This is a genomic window from Nocardioides sp. L-11A (assembly GCA_029961745.1).
In the GTDB taxonomy this organism is placed as follows: domain Bacteria; phylum Actinomycetota; class Actinomycetes; order Propionibacteriales; family Nocardioidaceae; genus Nocardioides.
This window is the reverse complement of sequence record CP124680.1, coordinates 2,613,669-2,628,355: the sequence shown is the minus strand read 5'-3', so window position 1 is coordinate 2,628,355 and position 14,687 is coordinate 2,613,669. Positions and strand designations below refer to the sequence as shown.

16 protein-coding genes are annotated in these 14,687 nt (G+C 71.4%); 8 read left to right on the top strand and 8 right to left on the bottom strand.

Translation table 11 applies throughout. From position 1 onward, the window contains the following. Positions 1-11 precede the first annotated feature (11 nt). Genes QJ852_12470 through gcvT form a run of 5 tightly spaced genes read right to left on the bottom strand, consistent with a single transcriptional unit; the run spans position 12 to position 3,626 of the window. Positions 12-533 (bottom strand): dihydrofolate reductase, encoded by a 522-nt coding sequence (locus QJ852_12470; GenBank protein WGX99234.1) that lies wholly within the window; start codon positions 531-533, stop codon positions 12-14. 7 nt (positions 534-540) lie between these two features. After that, the gene (locus tag QJ852_12465; protein WGX99233.1) at positions 541-1,350 is read right to left on the bottom strand and encodes a thymidylate synthase; all 810 of its coding nucleotides are present in this window, start codon (positions 1,348-1,350) and stop codon (positions 541-543) included. A 27-nt stretch (positions 1,351-1,377) separates the two neighbouring features. Continuing rightward, the gene (locus QJ852_12460; protein ID WGX99232.1) at positions 1,378-2,232 is read right to left on the bottom strand and encodes a PhzF family phenazine biosynthesis protein; all 855 of its coding nucleotides are present in this window, start codon (positions 2,230-2,232) and stop codon (positions 1,378-1,380) included. Beyond that, the gene (locus QJ852_12455; GenBank protein ID WGX99231.1) at positions 2,232-2,501 is read right to left on the bottom strand and encodes a hypothetical protein; all 270 of its coding nucleotides are present in this window, start codon (positions 2,499-2,501) and stop codon (positions 2,232-2,234) included. Before QJ852_12455 ends, QJ852_12460 begins: the two co-directional genes overlap by 1 nt. A gap of 3 nt (positions 2,502-2,504) precedes the next feature. Next, positions 2,505-3,626 (bottom strand): glycine cleavage system aminomethyltransferase GcvT, encoded by a 1,122-nt coding sequence (gene gcvT, locus QJ852_12450; protein ID WGX99230.1) that lies wholly within the window; start codon positions 3,624-3,626, stop codon positions 2,505-2,507. Between gcvT and QJ852_12445 the strand changes: the two genes are divergently transcribed. Then, positions 3,625-5,193, top strand: a complete 1,569-nt coding sequence (locus tag QJ852_12445; GenBank protein ID WGX99229.1) for a leucyl aminopeptidase — start codon at positions 3,625-3,627, stop codon at positions 5,191-5,193. The two genes, gcvT and QJ852_12445, sit on opposite strands and share 2 nt — an antisense overlap. Here the strand turns inward: QJ852_12445 and QJ852_12440 are convergent. Then, positions 5,147-5,497 (bottom strand): hypothetical protein, encoded by a 351-nt coding sequence (locus QJ852_12440; protein ID WGX99228.1) that lies wholly within the window; start codon positions 5,495-5,497, stop codon positions 5,147-5,149. The genes QJ852_12445 and QJ852_12440 overlap by 47 nt on opposite strands. Positions 5,498-5,609: 112 nt before the next feature. Between QJ852_12440 and sucB the strand changes: the two genes are divergently transcribed. Together sucB and QJ852_12430 are read left to right on the top strand one after the other, a co-directional pair. Then, the gene (gene sucB / locus QJ852_12435) at positions 5,610-7,391 is read left to right on the top strand and encodes a 2-oxoglutarate dehydrogenase, E2 component, dihydrolipoamide succinyltransferase (protein ID WGX99227.1); all 1,782 of its coding nucleotides are present in this window, start codon (positions 5,610-5,612) and stop codon (positions 7,389-7,391) included. Between the two features lie 8 nt (positions 7,392-7,399). Then, positions 7,400-8,299: a TIGR01777 family oxidoreductase gene (locus tag QJ852_12430; protein ID WGX99226.1), complete on the top strand. Its 900-nt coding sequence runs from the start codon at positions 7,400-7,402 to the stop codon at positions 8,297-8,299. Here QJ852_12430 and QJ852_12425 read toward each other — a convergent pair. Beyond that, the gene (locus QJ852_12425) at positions 8,233-8,844 is read right to left on the bottom strand and encodes a hypothetical protein (protein WGX99225.1); all 612 of its coding nucleotides are present in this window, start codon (positions 8,842-8,844) and stop codon (positions 8,233-8,235) included. The two genes, QJ852_12430 and QJ852_12425, sit on opposite strands and share 67 nt — an antisense overlap. A gap of 71 nt (positions 8,845-8,915) precedes the next feature. Here QJ852_12425 and lipB point away from each other — a divergent pair, with 71 nt between their 5' ends. From lipB to QJ852_12410, 3 genes are read left to right on the top strand one after another with little or no spacing between them, the layout of a single operon-like run. After that, a complete protein-coding gene (gene lipB / locus QJ852_12420; GenBank protein WGX99224.1) occupies positions 8,916-9,653 on the top strand; it encodes a lipoyl(octanoyl) transferase LipB in 738 nt (245 codons plus the stop codon). Between the two features lie 4 nt (positions 9,654-9,657). After that, positions 9,658-10,602: a lipoyl synthase gene (lipA, locus tag QJ852_12415; GenBank protein ID WGX99223.1), complete on the top strand. Its 945-nt coding sequence runs from the start codon at positions 9,658-9,660 to the stop codon at positions 10,600-10,602. A 36-nt stretch (positions 10,603-10,638) separates the two neighbouring features. After that, positions 10,639-11,355, top strand: coding sequence for a DUF4191 domain-containing protein (locus QJ852_12410; protein ID WGX99222.1), 717 nt, complete (start codon positions 10,639-10,641; stop codon positions 11,353-11,355). 44 nt (positions 11,356-11,399) lie between these two features. Here QJ852_12410 and QJ852_12405 read toward each other — a convergent pair whose 3' ends face one another. Continuing rightward, the gene (locus tag QJ852_12405; protein ID WGX99221.1) at positions 11,400-11,825 is read right to left on the bottom strand and encodes an RDD family protein; all 426 of its coding nucleotides are present in this window, start codon (positions 11,823-11,825) and stop codon (positions 11,400-11,402) included. 223 nt (positions 11,826-12,048) lie between these two features. On the opposite strand from QJ852_12405, the gene glnA reads away from it, so the two are divergent. Both glnA and QJ852_12395 read left to right on the top strand, forming a co-directional pair. Continuing rightward, complete coding sequence (gene glnA, locus QJ852_12400; protein ID WGX99220.1) at positions 12,049-13,470, top strand: type I glutamate--ammonia ligase; 1,422 nt, start codon at positions 12,049-12,051, stop codon at positions 13,468-13,470. 406 nt (positions 13,471-13,876) lie between these two features. Beyond that, the gene (locus tag QJ852_12395; protein WGX99219.1) at positions 13,877-14,602 is read left to right on the top strand and encodes an excalibur calcium-binding domain-containing protein; all 726 of its coding nucleotides are present in this window, start codon (positions 13,877-13,879) and stop codon (positions 14,600-14,602) included. The last annotated feature ends 85 nt before the right edge of the window (positions 14,603-14,687 follow it).

The window sequence follows — 14,687 nt, the reverse complement described above, 5'->3', positions numbered from 1 at the left end:
CAGTCGCGTGGTCAGGCGCCCCCACACGCGAAGACGCGCTCCCACCAGACGATGGTGAAACCGTCACGTGGCTCACGTCGCACCTCGTGCCAGCGCTGGGGGCTGAACTCCGGGTAGTGGGTGTCGCCCTCGGGCGAGAGCGGGATCTCGGAGATGATCTGCTCGTCGGCGTACGGCATCGCGGCGGCGTAGACGTGCGCTCCCCCGCCGATCATCACCTGCCGGTCCTCCGGCTGTCCGGCGAGCAGCCGATCGGCCAGGGCGAGCGCGTCGGTGATCGAGTGGGCGACCTCGACGCCCTCGGCGGCGTAGTCGGGGTCGCGGGTGAGCACGACGGTGGTCCGCCCGGGCAGGGGCCGGCCGATGCCCTCGTGCGTGGTGCGGCCCAACACCAGCACGTGACCCATGGTGGTGGCCTTGAAGTGCTGGAAGTCCTCCGAGATCTTCCACGGGATGTCGGCGTCGGCGCCGATCACGCCGTTCTCGGCGACGGCGGCCACCAGGGTGACCCGCCGTCCTGCGGGAGTCGTCATCGTCGTCCTAGACCGCGATCGGGGCCTTGATGGCCGGGTGCGGGTCGTAGCCCTCGACGCTGATGTCCTCGAGCTCGAAGGCGTCGATCTCGGTGACCGCCGGATTGAGCACGAGCGTGGGCAGCGGACGCGGCTCGCGGGTGAGCTGGAGGCGGGCCTGCTCGAGGTGGTTGGAGTAGAGGTGCGCGTCGCCGAGGGTGTGCACGAAGTCCCCGACGCCCAGCCCGGCGACCTGGGCGACCATGTGGGTCAGCAGGGCGTAGGAGGCGATGTTGAACGGGACACCGAGGAAGACGTCCGCCGAGCGCTGGTAGAGCTGGCAGCTGAGCCGGCTGCGTCCCTCGGCGTCCGGGGCGACGTAGAACTGGAACAGGCTGTGGCACGGTGGCAGCGCCATGTCGTCGACCTGGCTGGGGTTCCACGCCGAGACGATGTGGCGGCGGCTGTCGGGGTTGGCGCGGATCTGTGCGATCACCTGCGCGAGCTGGTCGATGTGCCCACCGTCGGGGGTGGGCCAGGAACGCCACTGGGCGCCGTAGACCGGGCCGAGGTCGCCGTTCTCGTCGGCCCACTCGTCCCAGATGGTGATGCCGTGCTCCTGCAGCCAGCGCACGTTGGTGTCGCCCCGCAGGAACCACAGCAGCTCACCGAACACCGAGCGGGTGTGGATCTTCTTCGTCGTCACCAGCGGGAAGCCGGCGGCGAGGTCGAAGCGCATCTGGTGGCCGAACACGCTGAGCGTGCCGGTGCCCGTGCGGTCGCCCTTCTCGGTCCCCTCGTCGAGGATCCGCCGGACGAGGTCGAGGTACGCGCGCACGTCCTCAGCCTAGTTCGGGCCGGCCGGTCACAGCGCGACCGTCCCGCGGATCGTGGTCCGGGTGTCCCCGCCGACCCAGATCGTGCCGTTAGCGGCGGTGTCGACGTGGACCCGCCCTCGCCGGCCGAGGACGGTCCCCTGCGCGGCGACGTACGACGCCGGCAGCACGCCGCCCGCGAGCCACTGCGCGAGCGAGGCGTTGAGCGAGCCGGTGACCGGGTCCTCGGTGCCGGCGGCCTCGTCGGTCACGAACGCGCGGACCTCGACGGCGCACTCCGCACCGTCCGGGTAGGGGCCGACGACGCCGACCTTGCCGGGCAGGTCCGGGAGCGAGGGCCTCAGCGCGAGCACCGCGTCGGCGCTGGCCAGGCGGACGGCGACCCAGCCGGGCCCGTTGTCGGCCCAGGCGAGGTCGACGATCGCCGAGCGGTCGATGCGCAGGCCGGTCGCGATCCGCGCGGCCAGCTCGTCGTCGACCGGACCCGCGCGGATCAGGTCGGGCGCCGCGAACGCCAGTCGGTCGTCGTCGCGGCGCAGCCGGACCAGCCCGACGCCGCACTCCTGCACCACACCCTCCCCCGCCGGCGCGCCGCCGGCCTCCAGCCAGGCGTGCGCCGACCCGAGGGTCGGGTGCCCGGCGAAGGGCAGCTCCTCCTCGGTCGTGAAGATGCGCACCCGGTAGTCGGCCGCGGGGTCCGTCGGTGCGAGCAGGAAGGTGGTCTCGCTGAGGTTGGTCCAGCGCGCGAAGCGCTGCATCTCCTCCTCGCTCATCCCGTCGGCGTCGTGGACCACCGCGAGGGGGTTGCCGAGCAGGGGCTCGGCGGTGAACACGTCGACCTGACGGAAGTCCCGGGTGGGCGGCACAGTCGTCGCCAGGTCCATCAGGCCGAGAGTGACATCGGGCCGTAGACCTCGCGGTCGACCTCGAAGAGCGTCACGTGGGTGACGCCGAGCTCGGCGAGGGCCGCCCAGGTCTCACCGATCCAGGACTCGGCGTCGCCCTGGTTGGGGAACGCCTGGTCGGCGTACTCCTGGGCGTCGGCGCCGGTGAGGGTCACCTCGGCACCCGAGGCGTCCTCGAGACGCCAGTGCCAGGGGTTCTCGGCCGGGGCCGACGGACGGTAGGGAGCGGGCTGCTCGGGCAGGGTCATGGCTCAACTCTCCCTGACGGACGGCTGGACGAACGGCGGCTTGGTGATCTGGAAGACCTCGGGTCGGCCGCGGACGTCGACCATCACCTCGGCCCCGTCGTCGACCACGGTCGAGACCAGGGCGAGGCCGATGCCCTTGCGCATCGTCGGCGAGAAGGTGCCGGAGGTGACCTCGCCCAGGGGGACGTCGCGCAGCAGCCGGACGCTCATGTGCGGGCGCGGGATCGCGCGGCCGGTCGAGACGATCCCGACGAGCTTGCGGCGCGGACCCTCCTCCCGCTCGGCGAGCAGCCGGTCGCGGCCCCAGAAGGCGGGCTTCTTCCAGCCGACCGCCCAGCCGAGGCGGGCCTCGTTGGGCGTGATGTCCGGTGAGATGTCCTGGCCGTGGAGCGGGTAGCCCATCTCGGTGCGCAGCGTGTCGCGGGCACCGAGGCCGGCCGGGACCAGGCCGTGCGCCTCGCCGGCCGCCATCAGTGCGTCCCACAGGGCGGGCGCGACCTCCGACGGGGCGATCAGCTCGTAGCCGCGCTCACCGGTGTAGCCGGTGCGGCACACGACGACCTGCGCGCCCTCGAAGGGCGCCTCGACGAAGGTGAGGTAGTCGTGCCCGACCGGCAGGCCGACCCCGGCGACGACCTCGTCGGACCTCGTGCCCTGGATCGCGAGGACGGCGTAGTCGCGGTGGTGGTCGAGCACCTCGACACCCTCCGGTGCGGCCGCGGCCAGGCGGCGGCGTACCTCGTCGTTGTTGCTGGCGTTCGGTACGACGAGCACGTGGTCGTCGTCGCGGTAGTAGGTGAAGACGTCGTCGACGATGCCGCCCGTCGTGTCGTCGACGACCAGGCTGTACTGCGCCTTGCCGGGACCGATCCGGTGCAGGTCGTTGGTGAGCGTCGCGTTGAGGAACTCCACCGCACCGGGCCCGCGGACGACGAGCTTGCCGAGGTGGCTGACGTCGAAGAGACCGACCGCCTCCCGGACCGCGGCGTGCTCCTTGACCACGCCGGTGGGGTACTCGAGGGGCATCAGCCAGCCGCCGAACTCCGAGAACTTGGCACCGAGCGCCTCGTGCCGGTCGTGCAGGGGTGACTGCTGGGGTGACTGCTGGGGGGTCGCGTCCGCCATGTGGGGCAATCTATCGCCGGGCCGCCTCGATATCCTGCCAGGCGTGACGACTTTCGCGCTCCGTACGGCCAGCCCTGCCAAGACCCGCGCCGAGGCGGTGGTCGTGGGGGTGCTGCCGGACGGCGTGCTGGCGTCGGGTGCCGAGGACGTCGTGGCGGCGTACGGACGCAAGCTGTCCGGCCTGCTCGCGACGGTCGGTGCCAAGGGCGCGCCGGGCGAGGTGGCGAAGATCCCGACCGGCGGCACGATCAACTCTCCGCTCCTCGTCCTCGTCGGCCTGGGCGCCGACCCCGACGCCGCCGCGGTGCGCCGCGCCGCGGGCAACGCCGCGCGCGCCGTGACCAATGCGGCCTCGGTCGCGCTGGCCCTGCCGGCCGACACGCCGGAGCTGGTGCGCGCCGTGGTCGAGGGCTACCGGCTGGGCGGCTACGCCTTCACCTCCTACAAGAGCAAGCCGGCGACGCCGACGACGCCCGCGGAGGTCGTGGTCCTCACGCCGGCCGCGCGCCGCGCCGAGGTGGCCGCCGCCGTCGAGCCGGCCCAGGTGCTGGTCGACGCGGTCGTCGGCGCGCGGGACTGGGTGAACACGCCGCCCGGCGACCTGACGCCCCCCGCCTTCGCCGACGCCATCGCCGCGGCGGTGAAGGAGACCAACAAGGGTCTCGCCAAGGGCCGCGCGAAGGTGAAGGCCGACCTGATCGACGAGACCCGCCTGGCCGAGCTCGGCTGCGGCGGCCTGCTCGGGGTCGGCGCCGGCTCGGCGGCTCCCCCGCGCCTGGTCGAGCTCAGCTACGCGCCGAAGGGCGCGGTCGCCCACGTCGCCCTCGTCGGCAAGGGCATCACCTTCGACTCCGGCGGATTGTGGATCAAGCCCGCCGCGAGCATGGCCACCATGAAGGAGGACATGGCCGGCGCCGCGGCCGTCGTCCAGGCCACCCTCGCCGCGGCCCGGCTCGGCCTCCCCGTCCGGGTCTCGGCGTTCGCCGCACTCGCCGAGAACATGGTCGGCGAGGCCGCGATGCGCCCCGGCGACGTGCTGCGGACCTACGACGGCACCACCGTCGAGGTCACCAACACCGACGCCGAGGGCCGCCTGGTCCTCGCCGACGCGCTCGGCCGCGCCGTCGAGGCGAAGCCCGACACGATCGTGGACATCGCGACGCTCACCGGGCACATGGTGCTGGCGCTGGGTGACAAGCTCGCCGGCGTGCTGGGCGATGACGACGTGGTCGCCCAGGTCATCGCCGCCGGCGCCACCGCCGGCGAGGACGCCTGGCCGATGCCGATCCCCGAGTACATGGACGACCGGATCCACAGCTCGACCGTCGCCGACCTCGCCCAGTACGACGGCATCCGCTGGGGTGGCGGGCTGTTCGCGGCCGCCTTCCTGCGCGAGTTCACCGGGGGCCTGCCGTGGGCGCACCTCGACATCGCCGGACCGACCTTCAACAAGGGCGGCCCGTCGGGTCACCTCACGAGCGGGGCGACGGGCTACGGCGTGGCCACGCTGCTGGAGTACCTCAGGGCTCGCGCCGCTGTCGGTCCCGCTCCTTCTGCGCCTGCCTGACCCGAGAGTTGTAGTCGCGCATCCGTTGGGGCACGCCCACCACGGCGGCGTCGTACGACGGGACCTGGTGACGGTTGCAGAAGTCGTGGGCCCAGTTGATCGACGGGACCCGGCGGCGGGTCCACTCGCCGTCGTGTGCCACCAGGAGCAGGGTGATCTCACTGACCGCCGTGCGCGGCTCGACGAAGCCCTCGACACCGCGCCGCTCCTGGACCCAGGTGCGCAGATGCTCCTCGTCGGCACGGTCGGAGGCGCGCACCCGGGTCGATCCGGTGCGTGCTCCATCCTTGGCCGGGTTACTCATCCGTAGCTTGGAGCCGCCGCGGAACCGGTCGAACAAACCCATGGTTCCAGTGTGCCCGAACCGTGGGTGGCCCGTTGCCTGTTGCGTTGTCGAAGGTGCAAGGATGAGCACCATGGCGACCGAAGTCACTCTCCCCGCGCTCGGTGAGTCCGTCACCGAAGGCACCGTCACCCGCTGGCTCAAGCAGGTCGGCGACCAGATCGCGATCGACGAGCCCCTGCTCGAGGTCAGCACCGACAAGGTGGACACGGAGATCCCGTCCCCCGTCGCCGGCACGCTGGTCGAGATCCGCGCGAACGAGGACGACACGGTCGAGGTCGGCGCCGTACTGGCCGTCGTCGGTGAGGCCGGCGAGACCGCCCCCGCCGCCGAGGCCGCTCCGGCCGCCGAGGCTCCGGCCGAGCCGGAACCCGCTCCCGCAGCCGCCGAGCCCGCACCGGCCGCGCCCGAGCCGGCTCCCGCGCCGGCCGAGGAGGCGCCCGCGTCCGCCGCGCCGGCAGCTCCGGCCGGTGCCGCCGACGGCACCGCCGTCACGCTGCCCGCCCTGGGCGAGTCGGTCACCGAGGGCACCGTCACCCGCTGGCTCAAGCAGGTCGGTGACGCCGTCGCCGTCGACGAGCCGCTGCTCGAGGTGTCCACCGACAAGGTCGACACCGAGATCCCCTCGCCCGTCGCCGGGACGCTGCTCGAGATCAAGGCCGCCGAGGACGAGACCGTCGAGGTCGGGGCCGAGCTCGCCATCATCGGTTCGGGCGAGCCCGCCGCCGCACCCGCAGAACCCGCCGCGTCCGAGCCGGCCCCTGCCGCACCCGCGCCGGCCCCCGCCGCACCCGAGCCGGCCCCTGCCGCACCCGAGCCGGCTCCCGCCGCACCCGCGCCGGCCCCTGCCGCACCCGCGCCGGCCCCTGCCGCACCCGCGCCGGCTCCCGCCGCACCCGCGCCTGCCCCCGCCGCACCCGCGCCTGCCGCCGAGGCCACCGACGGCCCCGGCTACGTCACCCCGCTGGTCCGCAAGCTCGCCGCCCAGCACGGCGTCGACCTCGGCCAGGTCACCGGCTCCGGTGTCGGCGGCCGGATCCGCAAGCAGGACGTCCTCGACGCCGCCGCACCGAAGGCGACGGCCGCGCCCACCGCTGCTGCCACCCCGGCCGCCAGCCCCGCCGCCTCGGCGACTCCGTCGCCGCTGCGCGGCCAGACGGTCAAGGTCAGCCGGCTGCGCAAGATCATCGCCCAGCGGATGGTCGAGTCGCTGCACGTCTCGGCGCAGCTCACCCAGGTGGTGGAGATCGACGTCACCAATATTGCGCGGCTGCGCGAGAGCGTGAAGGCGGAGTTCCAGGCACGCGAGGGCGTCAAGCTGACCTTCCTCCCCTTCTTCACCAAGGCCGCGATCGACACCCTCAAGCAGCACCCGTCGCTCAACGCCAACCTCGACCTCGAGAAGGGCGAGATCACCTACTACGACCGCGAGAACGTCGCCTTCGCCGTCGACACCGAGAAGGGCCTGCTCACTCCGGTCGTCAAGGACGCCGGCGACCTGTCGATCTCCGGGCTGGCCAAGAAGATCGCCGACGTCGCGGAGCGGACCCGGACCAACAAGATCGGTCCCGACGAGCTCTCCGGCGGCACCTTCACCATCACCAACCTGGGCAGCTTCGGCGCGCTGTGGGACACCCCGATCATCAACCAGCCGCAGGTCGCCATCCTCGGCCCCGGTGCCGTGGTCAAGCGTCCCGTGGTGATCGACGACGACGACCTCGGCGAGACCATCGCGGTGCGCCACATGGTCTACTTCGCGCTCACCTACGACCACCGGGTCGTCGACGGCGCCGACGCCGGCCGCTTCCTGCGCGACCTGAAGAAGCGCCTCGAGGCCGGTCAGTTCGAGGTCTGAGGCCACCCGTGCACGTCGTGGTCGCCGGCTCGTCCGGCTTCCTCGGCCGCCGGCTCGTCACCGAGCTGCGCGGCCGGGGCCACGAGGTCACCTGCCTGGTCCGGCGCGCCCCGGAGCGGGGCGAGTCCCGCTGGGACCCGCAGGGCGGTGTGGTCGACGTCGGGCTGGTCCGGTCCGCCGACGTCGTCGTCAACCTCGCGGGCGCGCCCCTGATCGGCAACCCCCACTCGAAGAAGTGGGCGCACGACGTCCTCACCAGCCGGCGCGCCACCACCAGCCTGCTCGCCGGCACCATCGTCGACGCACCCTCACCGCCGGCCCTGATCAACGCCTCCGGCGTCAGTTGGTACGGCGACCACGGCCCCGCCGAGCTCACCGAGGCCTCCGACACCCGCGGCCACGCTCTCCTCACCCGGGTGTGCCGGGAGTGGGAGGCGGCCGCGCACCCCGCGACCGAGGCAGGCGCCCGAGTCGTGCTGCTGCGCACCGCGCCGGTCCAGGACCGGAGCAACCCGCCGCTGCGGCAGCAGCGCCTGCAGTTCCTCGCCGGTCTGGGCGGGCGGCTCGGCAGCGGTCGGCAGCACTACCCCGTGATCTCGCTGCGTGACTGGGTCGGCGCCGCGACCCACCTCGTCGAGCACCCGACCGCGGCGGGACCGGTCAACCTGTGCGCGCCGGTCACGCCGACCAATGCCGAGTTCACCCGCGCGCTGGCCCGGCTGGTCCACCGCCCGGCCCTGCTGCCCGCGCCGGCCGCCGCGATCCGGCTCGCCGCCGGCCCGATGGCCGACGAGGTGCTGGGCTCGCTCAACCTCCGGCCGGCCGCGCTGCTCGACCTCGGCTATCGCTTCGCCGACGCCGACGTGGACGCCGTGCTCGCCACCGGACTCCGCGGCTCGGCCGGCTGAGCCGACGCGAGCAGCCATCGCGCCCCGGCGTGGACGAGCACGAGACGCCGCGTCGTCGGCCCGTCGCGGGGCAGCGCCGTCGGCTCCCCTGGGCCGGCCCGGATCGCGGCCCCGTCGGCCAGTCGGTCGGTGACCACCAGCACGACCCGCCGGTCCGTCCGCCGCCGCAGCTCCACCGCGAGGACCTGCATCTCCAGGCGCTCCACCCGCAGCCCCCGACGCAGCCAGGCACGCAGCATCGCCACGTCGCGGGCGCCTGCCGACGAGCCGGCGACGTAGAGCCGCCGCAGCGCGGCCGGATCGCCCCGCGCCCAGGCCCGTGACCGCGCGCGGTCCCAGTCGCGGAGCACGGCCAGCGCACCCACCGCACGCGCGGCGCCGACCCGACCGGCCGCGGGACCGAGGACGACGACCGGCCCCTCCGGTGGCGGCGCGGCGGGGGCCGACCGCCCGGGCCGCAGCAGCACGCCGGCGACCACCACGGCGATCGTCACGAGGACGGCGGCGGTCCCGGCGAGGGCGGTGCGTGCGGCCGAGATCTGCATGCTCCGATCCTGTCCCGGACCTCCGACAGGCGCATCCGGTCATCCACAGGCGCCGGAGTAGGCTCGACGACGTGACGCTGACCTTCCGCGAGGACGGACTCGGGCCCGACTTCATCGACTACGTCACGGCGTGGGATCTGCAGCGCGCGTTGCACGCGCAGGTCGTCGCCGGCGAGCTGACCGACACCGTCCTCCTCGTCGAGCACCCGCCCGTCTTCACGGCCAGCCGCCGCACCGAGGCGCACGAGCGTCCCGCCGACCCCGGCGGCGCCCCGGTCATCGAGGTCGACCGCGGCGGCAAGATCACCTTCCACGGCCCCGGCCAACTGGTCGGCTACCCGATCGTCCGGCTGGCCGACCACGTCAAGGTCGTCGACTACGTCCGCCGTCTCGAGGAGGCGATCATCGCGGTGTGCGCCGAGTTCGGCGTCACCACGGCCCGGATCCCGGGCCGCACCGGCGTGTGGCTCAAGGCGGACGAGCGGGGCGGCGAACGGAAGATCGCGGCGATCGGCATCAGAGTGCGCAACGGCGTCGCGATGCACGGCTTCGCGCTCAACTGCGACGTCGACCTGAGCTGGTACGACAGGTTCGTGCCCTGCGGCATCTCCGACGCGGGCGTCACCTCACTGAGCGCCGAGCTGGGACGCGACGTACCCGTGCGCGAGGTCCTGGACGCCGTACGCCGGCACCTGGCCGACCTGCTCGCGTGGGGGCCCTACGTCCCCACCCCCGACTACGAGCCGCGTCCGGACCCGGCCAAGGCGGCGGTCCCGGTGCTGGGATATCCCGCCCGCGGAGTAGGCTGACGCAGTGAGTTCAGCACCCGAGGGGCGCAAGCTCCTGCGCCTGGAGGTCCGCAACGCGGAGACCCCGATCGAGCGCAAGCCGTCGTGGATCAAGACCAAGGCGAAGATGGGCCCGGAGTACACCGCCCTGCAGAAGCTGGTGAAGTCCGAGGGGCTCCACACGGTCTGCCAGGAGGCCGGCTGTCCCAACATCTTCGAGTGCTGGGAGGACAAGGAGGCCACCTTCCTCATCGGTGGCGACCAGTGCACCCGGCGCTGCGACTTCTGCCAGATCGACACCGGCAAGCCGCAGCCGCTGGATCGCGACGAGCCGCGCCGGGTCGCGGAGTCGGTGCAGACGATGGGGCTCAAGTACGCCACGATCACCGGCGTCGCGCGCGACGACCTCCCCGACGGCGGCGCCTGGCTGTACGCCGAGACGGTGCGTGCCATCCACGACCTCAACCCCGATACGGGCGTCGAGAACCTGATCCCCGACTTCAACGGCGTCCCCGACCTCCTCACCGAGGTGTTCGAGTCGCGTCCCGAGGTCCTGGCCCACAACGTCGAGACGGTCCCGCGGATCTTCAAGCGTATCCGCCCGGCGTTCCGCTACGAGCGCTCCCTCGACGTCCTCACCCAGGCCCGCGCCTTCGGGCTGGTCACCAAGTCGAACCTGATCCTCGGCATGGGCGAGACCCGCGAGGAGGTCTCCCAGGCGCTGCGTGACCTGCACGACGCGGGCTGCGAGCTCGTCACGATCACCCAGTACCTGCGGCCCTCGGTCCGGCACCACCCCGTCGAGCGCTGGGTCAAGCCCGAGGAGTTCGTCGAGCTCGCCGCCGAGGCCGAGGAGATCGGGTTCAGCGGCGTCCTGTCCGGACCGCTCGTCCGTTCGTCGTACCGGGCCGGACGTCTGTATCGTCAGGCGATGGCCGCGCGGGACGCGCGCGCCGAAGCGACCGCCTGACGTCCGCCGTTCCGCCTGAGGAGACCGCAGCACCCCATGTCGAACACGCCTGTCGATCCGTCCACGCTGAGCCGCCGCCGGCAGATCATCGAGACCTACAAGATGTCTCGGGAGGTCGACCCGGCGATCCGCTGGTGGATGCTCGGCTCCTTCCTGGTCTTCGGCGGTCTCGGCCTGGCGCTGTTCCGCCTGGTCCTGCCCCACAACAACTCGGTCTTCAGCTGGATCCTCGCCGGCATCTCGACCTTCCTCATCGGCCTGCTCGCGCTGATGATCGTCTTCGGCCGCCGCGCCCAGAAGGCGGCGTTCGCCCGGCTCGACGGCCAGCTCGGCGCCGCCGCCCGCGCGCTGACCATGCTGCGCCGCGGCTGGGTCATCGAGGAGGTCGTCGGTTTCACCAAGCAGCAGGACATGGTCCACCGCGTGGTCGGCCCTCCGGGCATCGTCCTCGTCGGCGAGGGCAACCCCGGCCGGCTGAAGGCGCTGATGCTCAGCGAGCACAAGAAGCACGAGCGGGTCGCGGGCGACTACCCGGTGCACGACATCCTGGTCGGCAGCGAGGAGGGGCAGGTCCCGCTCAACAAGCTCGTCCGCCACGTCCAGAAGCTCGGCCGCCAGGTCAAGCCGGCCGAGATCACCGAGATCCGCCAGCGGCTGCGCGCCCTCGACGCCCAGCGCCCGAAGGTGCCGCTCCCCCGCGGCCCGGTGCCCACCTCGATGAAGGGCATGCGCGGCAACCTCCGCGGCCGCTGAGCCACCGCGGGGTACGGGCGAGCCTCCTGGGGCTGGCCCGACCTCTACTTCACCAGGGTGCGCAGCGTCGCGAAGGTGATGGTCGACGTGCCCGCGAGGATGTCGTGCAGACCTCGGCCGTCGGCACGGAACACGAGCGGCGGGATGACCAGCGCGATCATCACCTGCCGCAGCAGCGCCTTGAACGGGTTGAGACGACGCAGGTGACCGTCGGCCGGCACGACGCACAGGCCCGTCAGCAGCTTGCCCGCGGAGCCGCCGGCCAGCCAGGTGAGCAGGGCCGACTCGACGACGTACACCGGCAGGACCAGGAACGAGGCGGTCGAGCCGGGCTCGGTGTAGTCGTCGAGGCCGAACGCCACGATGACCACCAGGGTGCACAGGGTCCAGTCGACCAACAGCGCCAGGATGCGGCGTCCCCAGGAGGCGGTGGGGACCGAGGGAATGTTCACATCAGCGACACGTGGCACGCGTCCCAGCCTAGGCGGGACCGTCGTTCGGACGACCGTCACCCCGCGTGGGGCATCTTGTTACATTCCGGAAACAAAGCGGTCATGGGTGGGAAACTGCGCGACCGGTAAGTTGCTGTCAGCGGCGCTCCGCACAGGCGCGGACCGTCTGCCGCGACCGACCACACCCCCGTCGGGTAACGCCTGAGGGCACGTCCGTAGGAGACGTGCCGAGGAGGAACGAATGTTCAACAACAGCGAAGAGCTGCTCAAGTACATCAAGGACGAGGGCGTCGAGATGATCGACGTCCGCTTCTGCGACCTGCCCGGTGTCATGCAGCACTTCACCGTGCCGGCCTCGTCCTTCGACCAGTCCGTCTTCGACGACGGACTGGGCTTCGACGGCTCCTCGATCCGTGGCTTCCAGGCGATCAACGAGTCGGACATGTCGCTCTTCCCCGACCCGACCACGGCGTACATCGACCCCTTCCGCCGGTCGAAGACGCTGAACGTGAACTTCTTCATCCACGACCCGATCACGGGCGAGGCGTACTCCCGCGACCCGCGCAATATCGCGAAGAAGGCGCTGGCGTACCTCAGCAGCACCGGCATCGCGGACACCGCGTTCTTCGCGCCCGAGGCCGAGTTCTACATCTTCGACAACGTCCGCTACTCCACCGGCGTCAACGAGGGTTACTACCACATCGACTCCGTCGAGGGCTGGTGGAACTCCGGCAAGGCCGACGACACCAACCGCGGCTACAAGACCCGCCTCAAGGGTGGCTACTTCCCCGTCGAGCCGTACGACCACTACAGCGACCTGCGCGCCGACATGGTCAAGAACCTCGAGACCTGCGGCCTCCAGGTCGAGCGCGCCCACCACGAGGTCGGCACTGCCGGCCAGGCGGAGATCAACTACCGCTTCGACACGCTGCTCAAGGCCGCGGACGACGTGATGAAGTTCAAGTACCTCATCAAGAACACCGCCTGGGAGCAGGGCAAGTCCGTCACCTTCATGCCGAAGCCGATCTTCGGCGACAACGGCTCGGGCATGCACGTGCACTCCTCGCTGTGGAAGGACGGCTCGCCGCTCTTCTATGACGAGACCGGCTACGGCGGCCTCTCCGACATGGCCCGCTGGTACATCGGTGGCATCCTCGAGCACGCCCCGGCGCTGCTCGCCTTCACCAACCCGACGGTGAACTCCTTCCACCGCCTGGTCCCCGGCTACGAGGCCCCGATCTCGCTGGTCTACTCCTCGCGCAACCGCTCCGCGTCGATCCGGATCCCGATCACCGGCAGCAACCCCAAGGCCAAGCGCGTCGAGGCCCGCTTCCCCGACCCGTCGGCGAACCCCTACCTCGCCTTCTCGGCCCTGATGCTCGCCGGCCTCGACGGCATCCAGAACAAGACCGAGCCGCCCGCCCCGGTCGACAAGGACATCTACGAGCTCCCGCCGGACGAGATGGCCGAGATCGCCCAGGTGCCGACCTCGCTCGGCGCCGTGCTCGACGAGCTCGAGGCCGACCACGACTTCCTCACCGTCGGCAATGTGTTCACCCCCGACCTCATCGAGACGTGGGTGTCCTACAAGCGCGAGCACGAGATCGCTCCCGTGCAGCTGCGGCCGCACCCTCACGAGTTCGAGCTGTACTACGACATCTGAGTCACATGTAGGACATGTATCCAAACTCAGATTCGGATCGAAGCGAAGGCCCCGGTTATCAAACCGGGGCCTTCGTCGTTCTCGAGCCGAACGCTCCCGACGCCCGAAACTCAGTCCGGCAGGTGCAGCTTCACGCTCGAACCGTGCGTGTGGATCTCGCCCGCCAACACCTCAAACGGTCAGCGAGACGCTGCCGCGACCAACTGTTCGCCCACGACCCCGGTTGCCACCGTTGTTTGCGCGGTCAACTTCTCAGCGCGTGCCAACCGCGCCTCGGCCCCGAGCACCGCGGTCGAGGAGCACTTCTCGCATTGCCGCAGACAGTTCGCTCGGAACTTGTCATCCGAACAACAAACGAACTCGAAACCGCCACCTCGGTCGGAGGCCGCCTCCTAGCCTCGCGCTCATGTACCGCTCGATCACGGCTCTCTTCGCGACGTTCGCGCTGAGCATCGCCGGCACCGCACTCACTCTCGCAACCGCGCAAGCTTCGACCGCCGCAGCAGCGGCGAAGGACATGAACTGCGACGACTTCCCCAACCAAGCAGCAGCCCAGAACTACTTCGTCAACCACGGCGGACCCAACAGTGACCCTGACGGGCTCGACCGCGACGGCGACGGCATTGCCTGCGACTCGAACCCGTGCCCTTGCTCCAGTTCCACGGGTGGTGCGAGTGGGGGCAGTGGCCACAGCACCGGCAGTGGCGGCAGCGGCGGCGCGGGCAAGACCGTTCGACAGGCGGTGAGAGTCGTGAAGGTCATCGACGGCGACACCGTGAGAGTGCGGCTTCCCTCGGGTCGACGGCCCCTGGTCGAGGTGATGGGGTTCGCCGCCCCCTTCAAGGCGGGCCATTGCGGCGTGGCCGAGTCCAAGGCGACTCTCAGCTCGTTGCTCCCGAAGGGCGCCAAGATCGTGCTGACGTCGGATCCGTCGCAGCCCGACAAGATCATCGACGGTCGGCTGTTTCGCTACATCGACAAGGGCGGGAAGGACATCGGCAAGCTGATGCTCAAGAAGGGCTGGGTCAGCCTCTACTTCCACAAGGGCAAGAAGTTCAAGCGGGTCAAGGCCTACCGGAAGGCCCAGCAGCAGGCTCAGGCACACGCGCGCGGCGCCTGGGGCCCCTGCTGACGTCGTCCGCTCTCGGCTGCATTGCCCGCGGCCACGGCACTCGCGGTGACGCCGCTCTCCCGCCTCGATGACCTCGAGCGGGTGA

Coding starts and splice junctions, on each gene's coding strand:
- gcvT (WGX99230.1), bottom strand. CDS start 3,626: ATGGCGGACGCGACCCCCCAGCAGTCACCCCAGCAGTCACCCCTGCAC.
- QJ852_12440 (WGX99228.1), bottom strand. CDS start 5,497: ATGAGTAACCCGGCCAAGGATGGAGCACGCACCGGATCGACCCGGGTG.
- sucB (WGX99227.1), top strand. CDS start 5,610: ATGGCGACCGAAGTCACTCTCCCCGCGCTCGGTGAGTCCGTCACCGAA.
- QJ852_12445 (WGX99229.1), top strand. CDS start 3,625: ATGTGGGGCAATCTATCGCCGGGCCGCCTCGATATCCTGCCAGGCGTG.
- QJ852_12470 (WGX99234.1), bottom strand. CDS start 533: ATGACGACTCCCGCAGGACGGCGGGTCACCCTGGTGGCCGCCGTCGCC.
- QJ852_12425 (WGX99225.1), bottom strand. CDS start 8,844: ATGCAGATCTCGGCCGCACGCACCGCCCTCGCCGGGACCGCCGCCGTC.
- QJ852_12410 (WGX99222.1), top strand. CDS start 10,639: ATGTCGAACACGCCTGTCGATCCGTCCACGCTGAGCCGCCGCCGGCAG.
- glnA (WGX99220.1), top strand. CDS start 12,049: ATGTTCAACAACAGCGAAGAGCTGCTCAAGTACATCAAGGACGAGGGC.
- QJ852_12395 (WGX99219.1), top strand. CDS start 13,877: ATGTACCGCTCGATCACGGCTCTCTTCGCGACGTTCGCGCTGAGCATC.
- QJ852_12460 (WGX99232.1), bottom strand. CDS start 2,232: ATGGACCTGGCGACGACTGTGCCGCCCACCCGGGACTTCCGTCAGGTC.
- QJ852_12455 (WGX99231.1), bottom strand. CDS start 2,501: ATGACCCTGCCCGAGCAGCCCGCTCCCTACCGTCCGTCGGCCCCGGCC.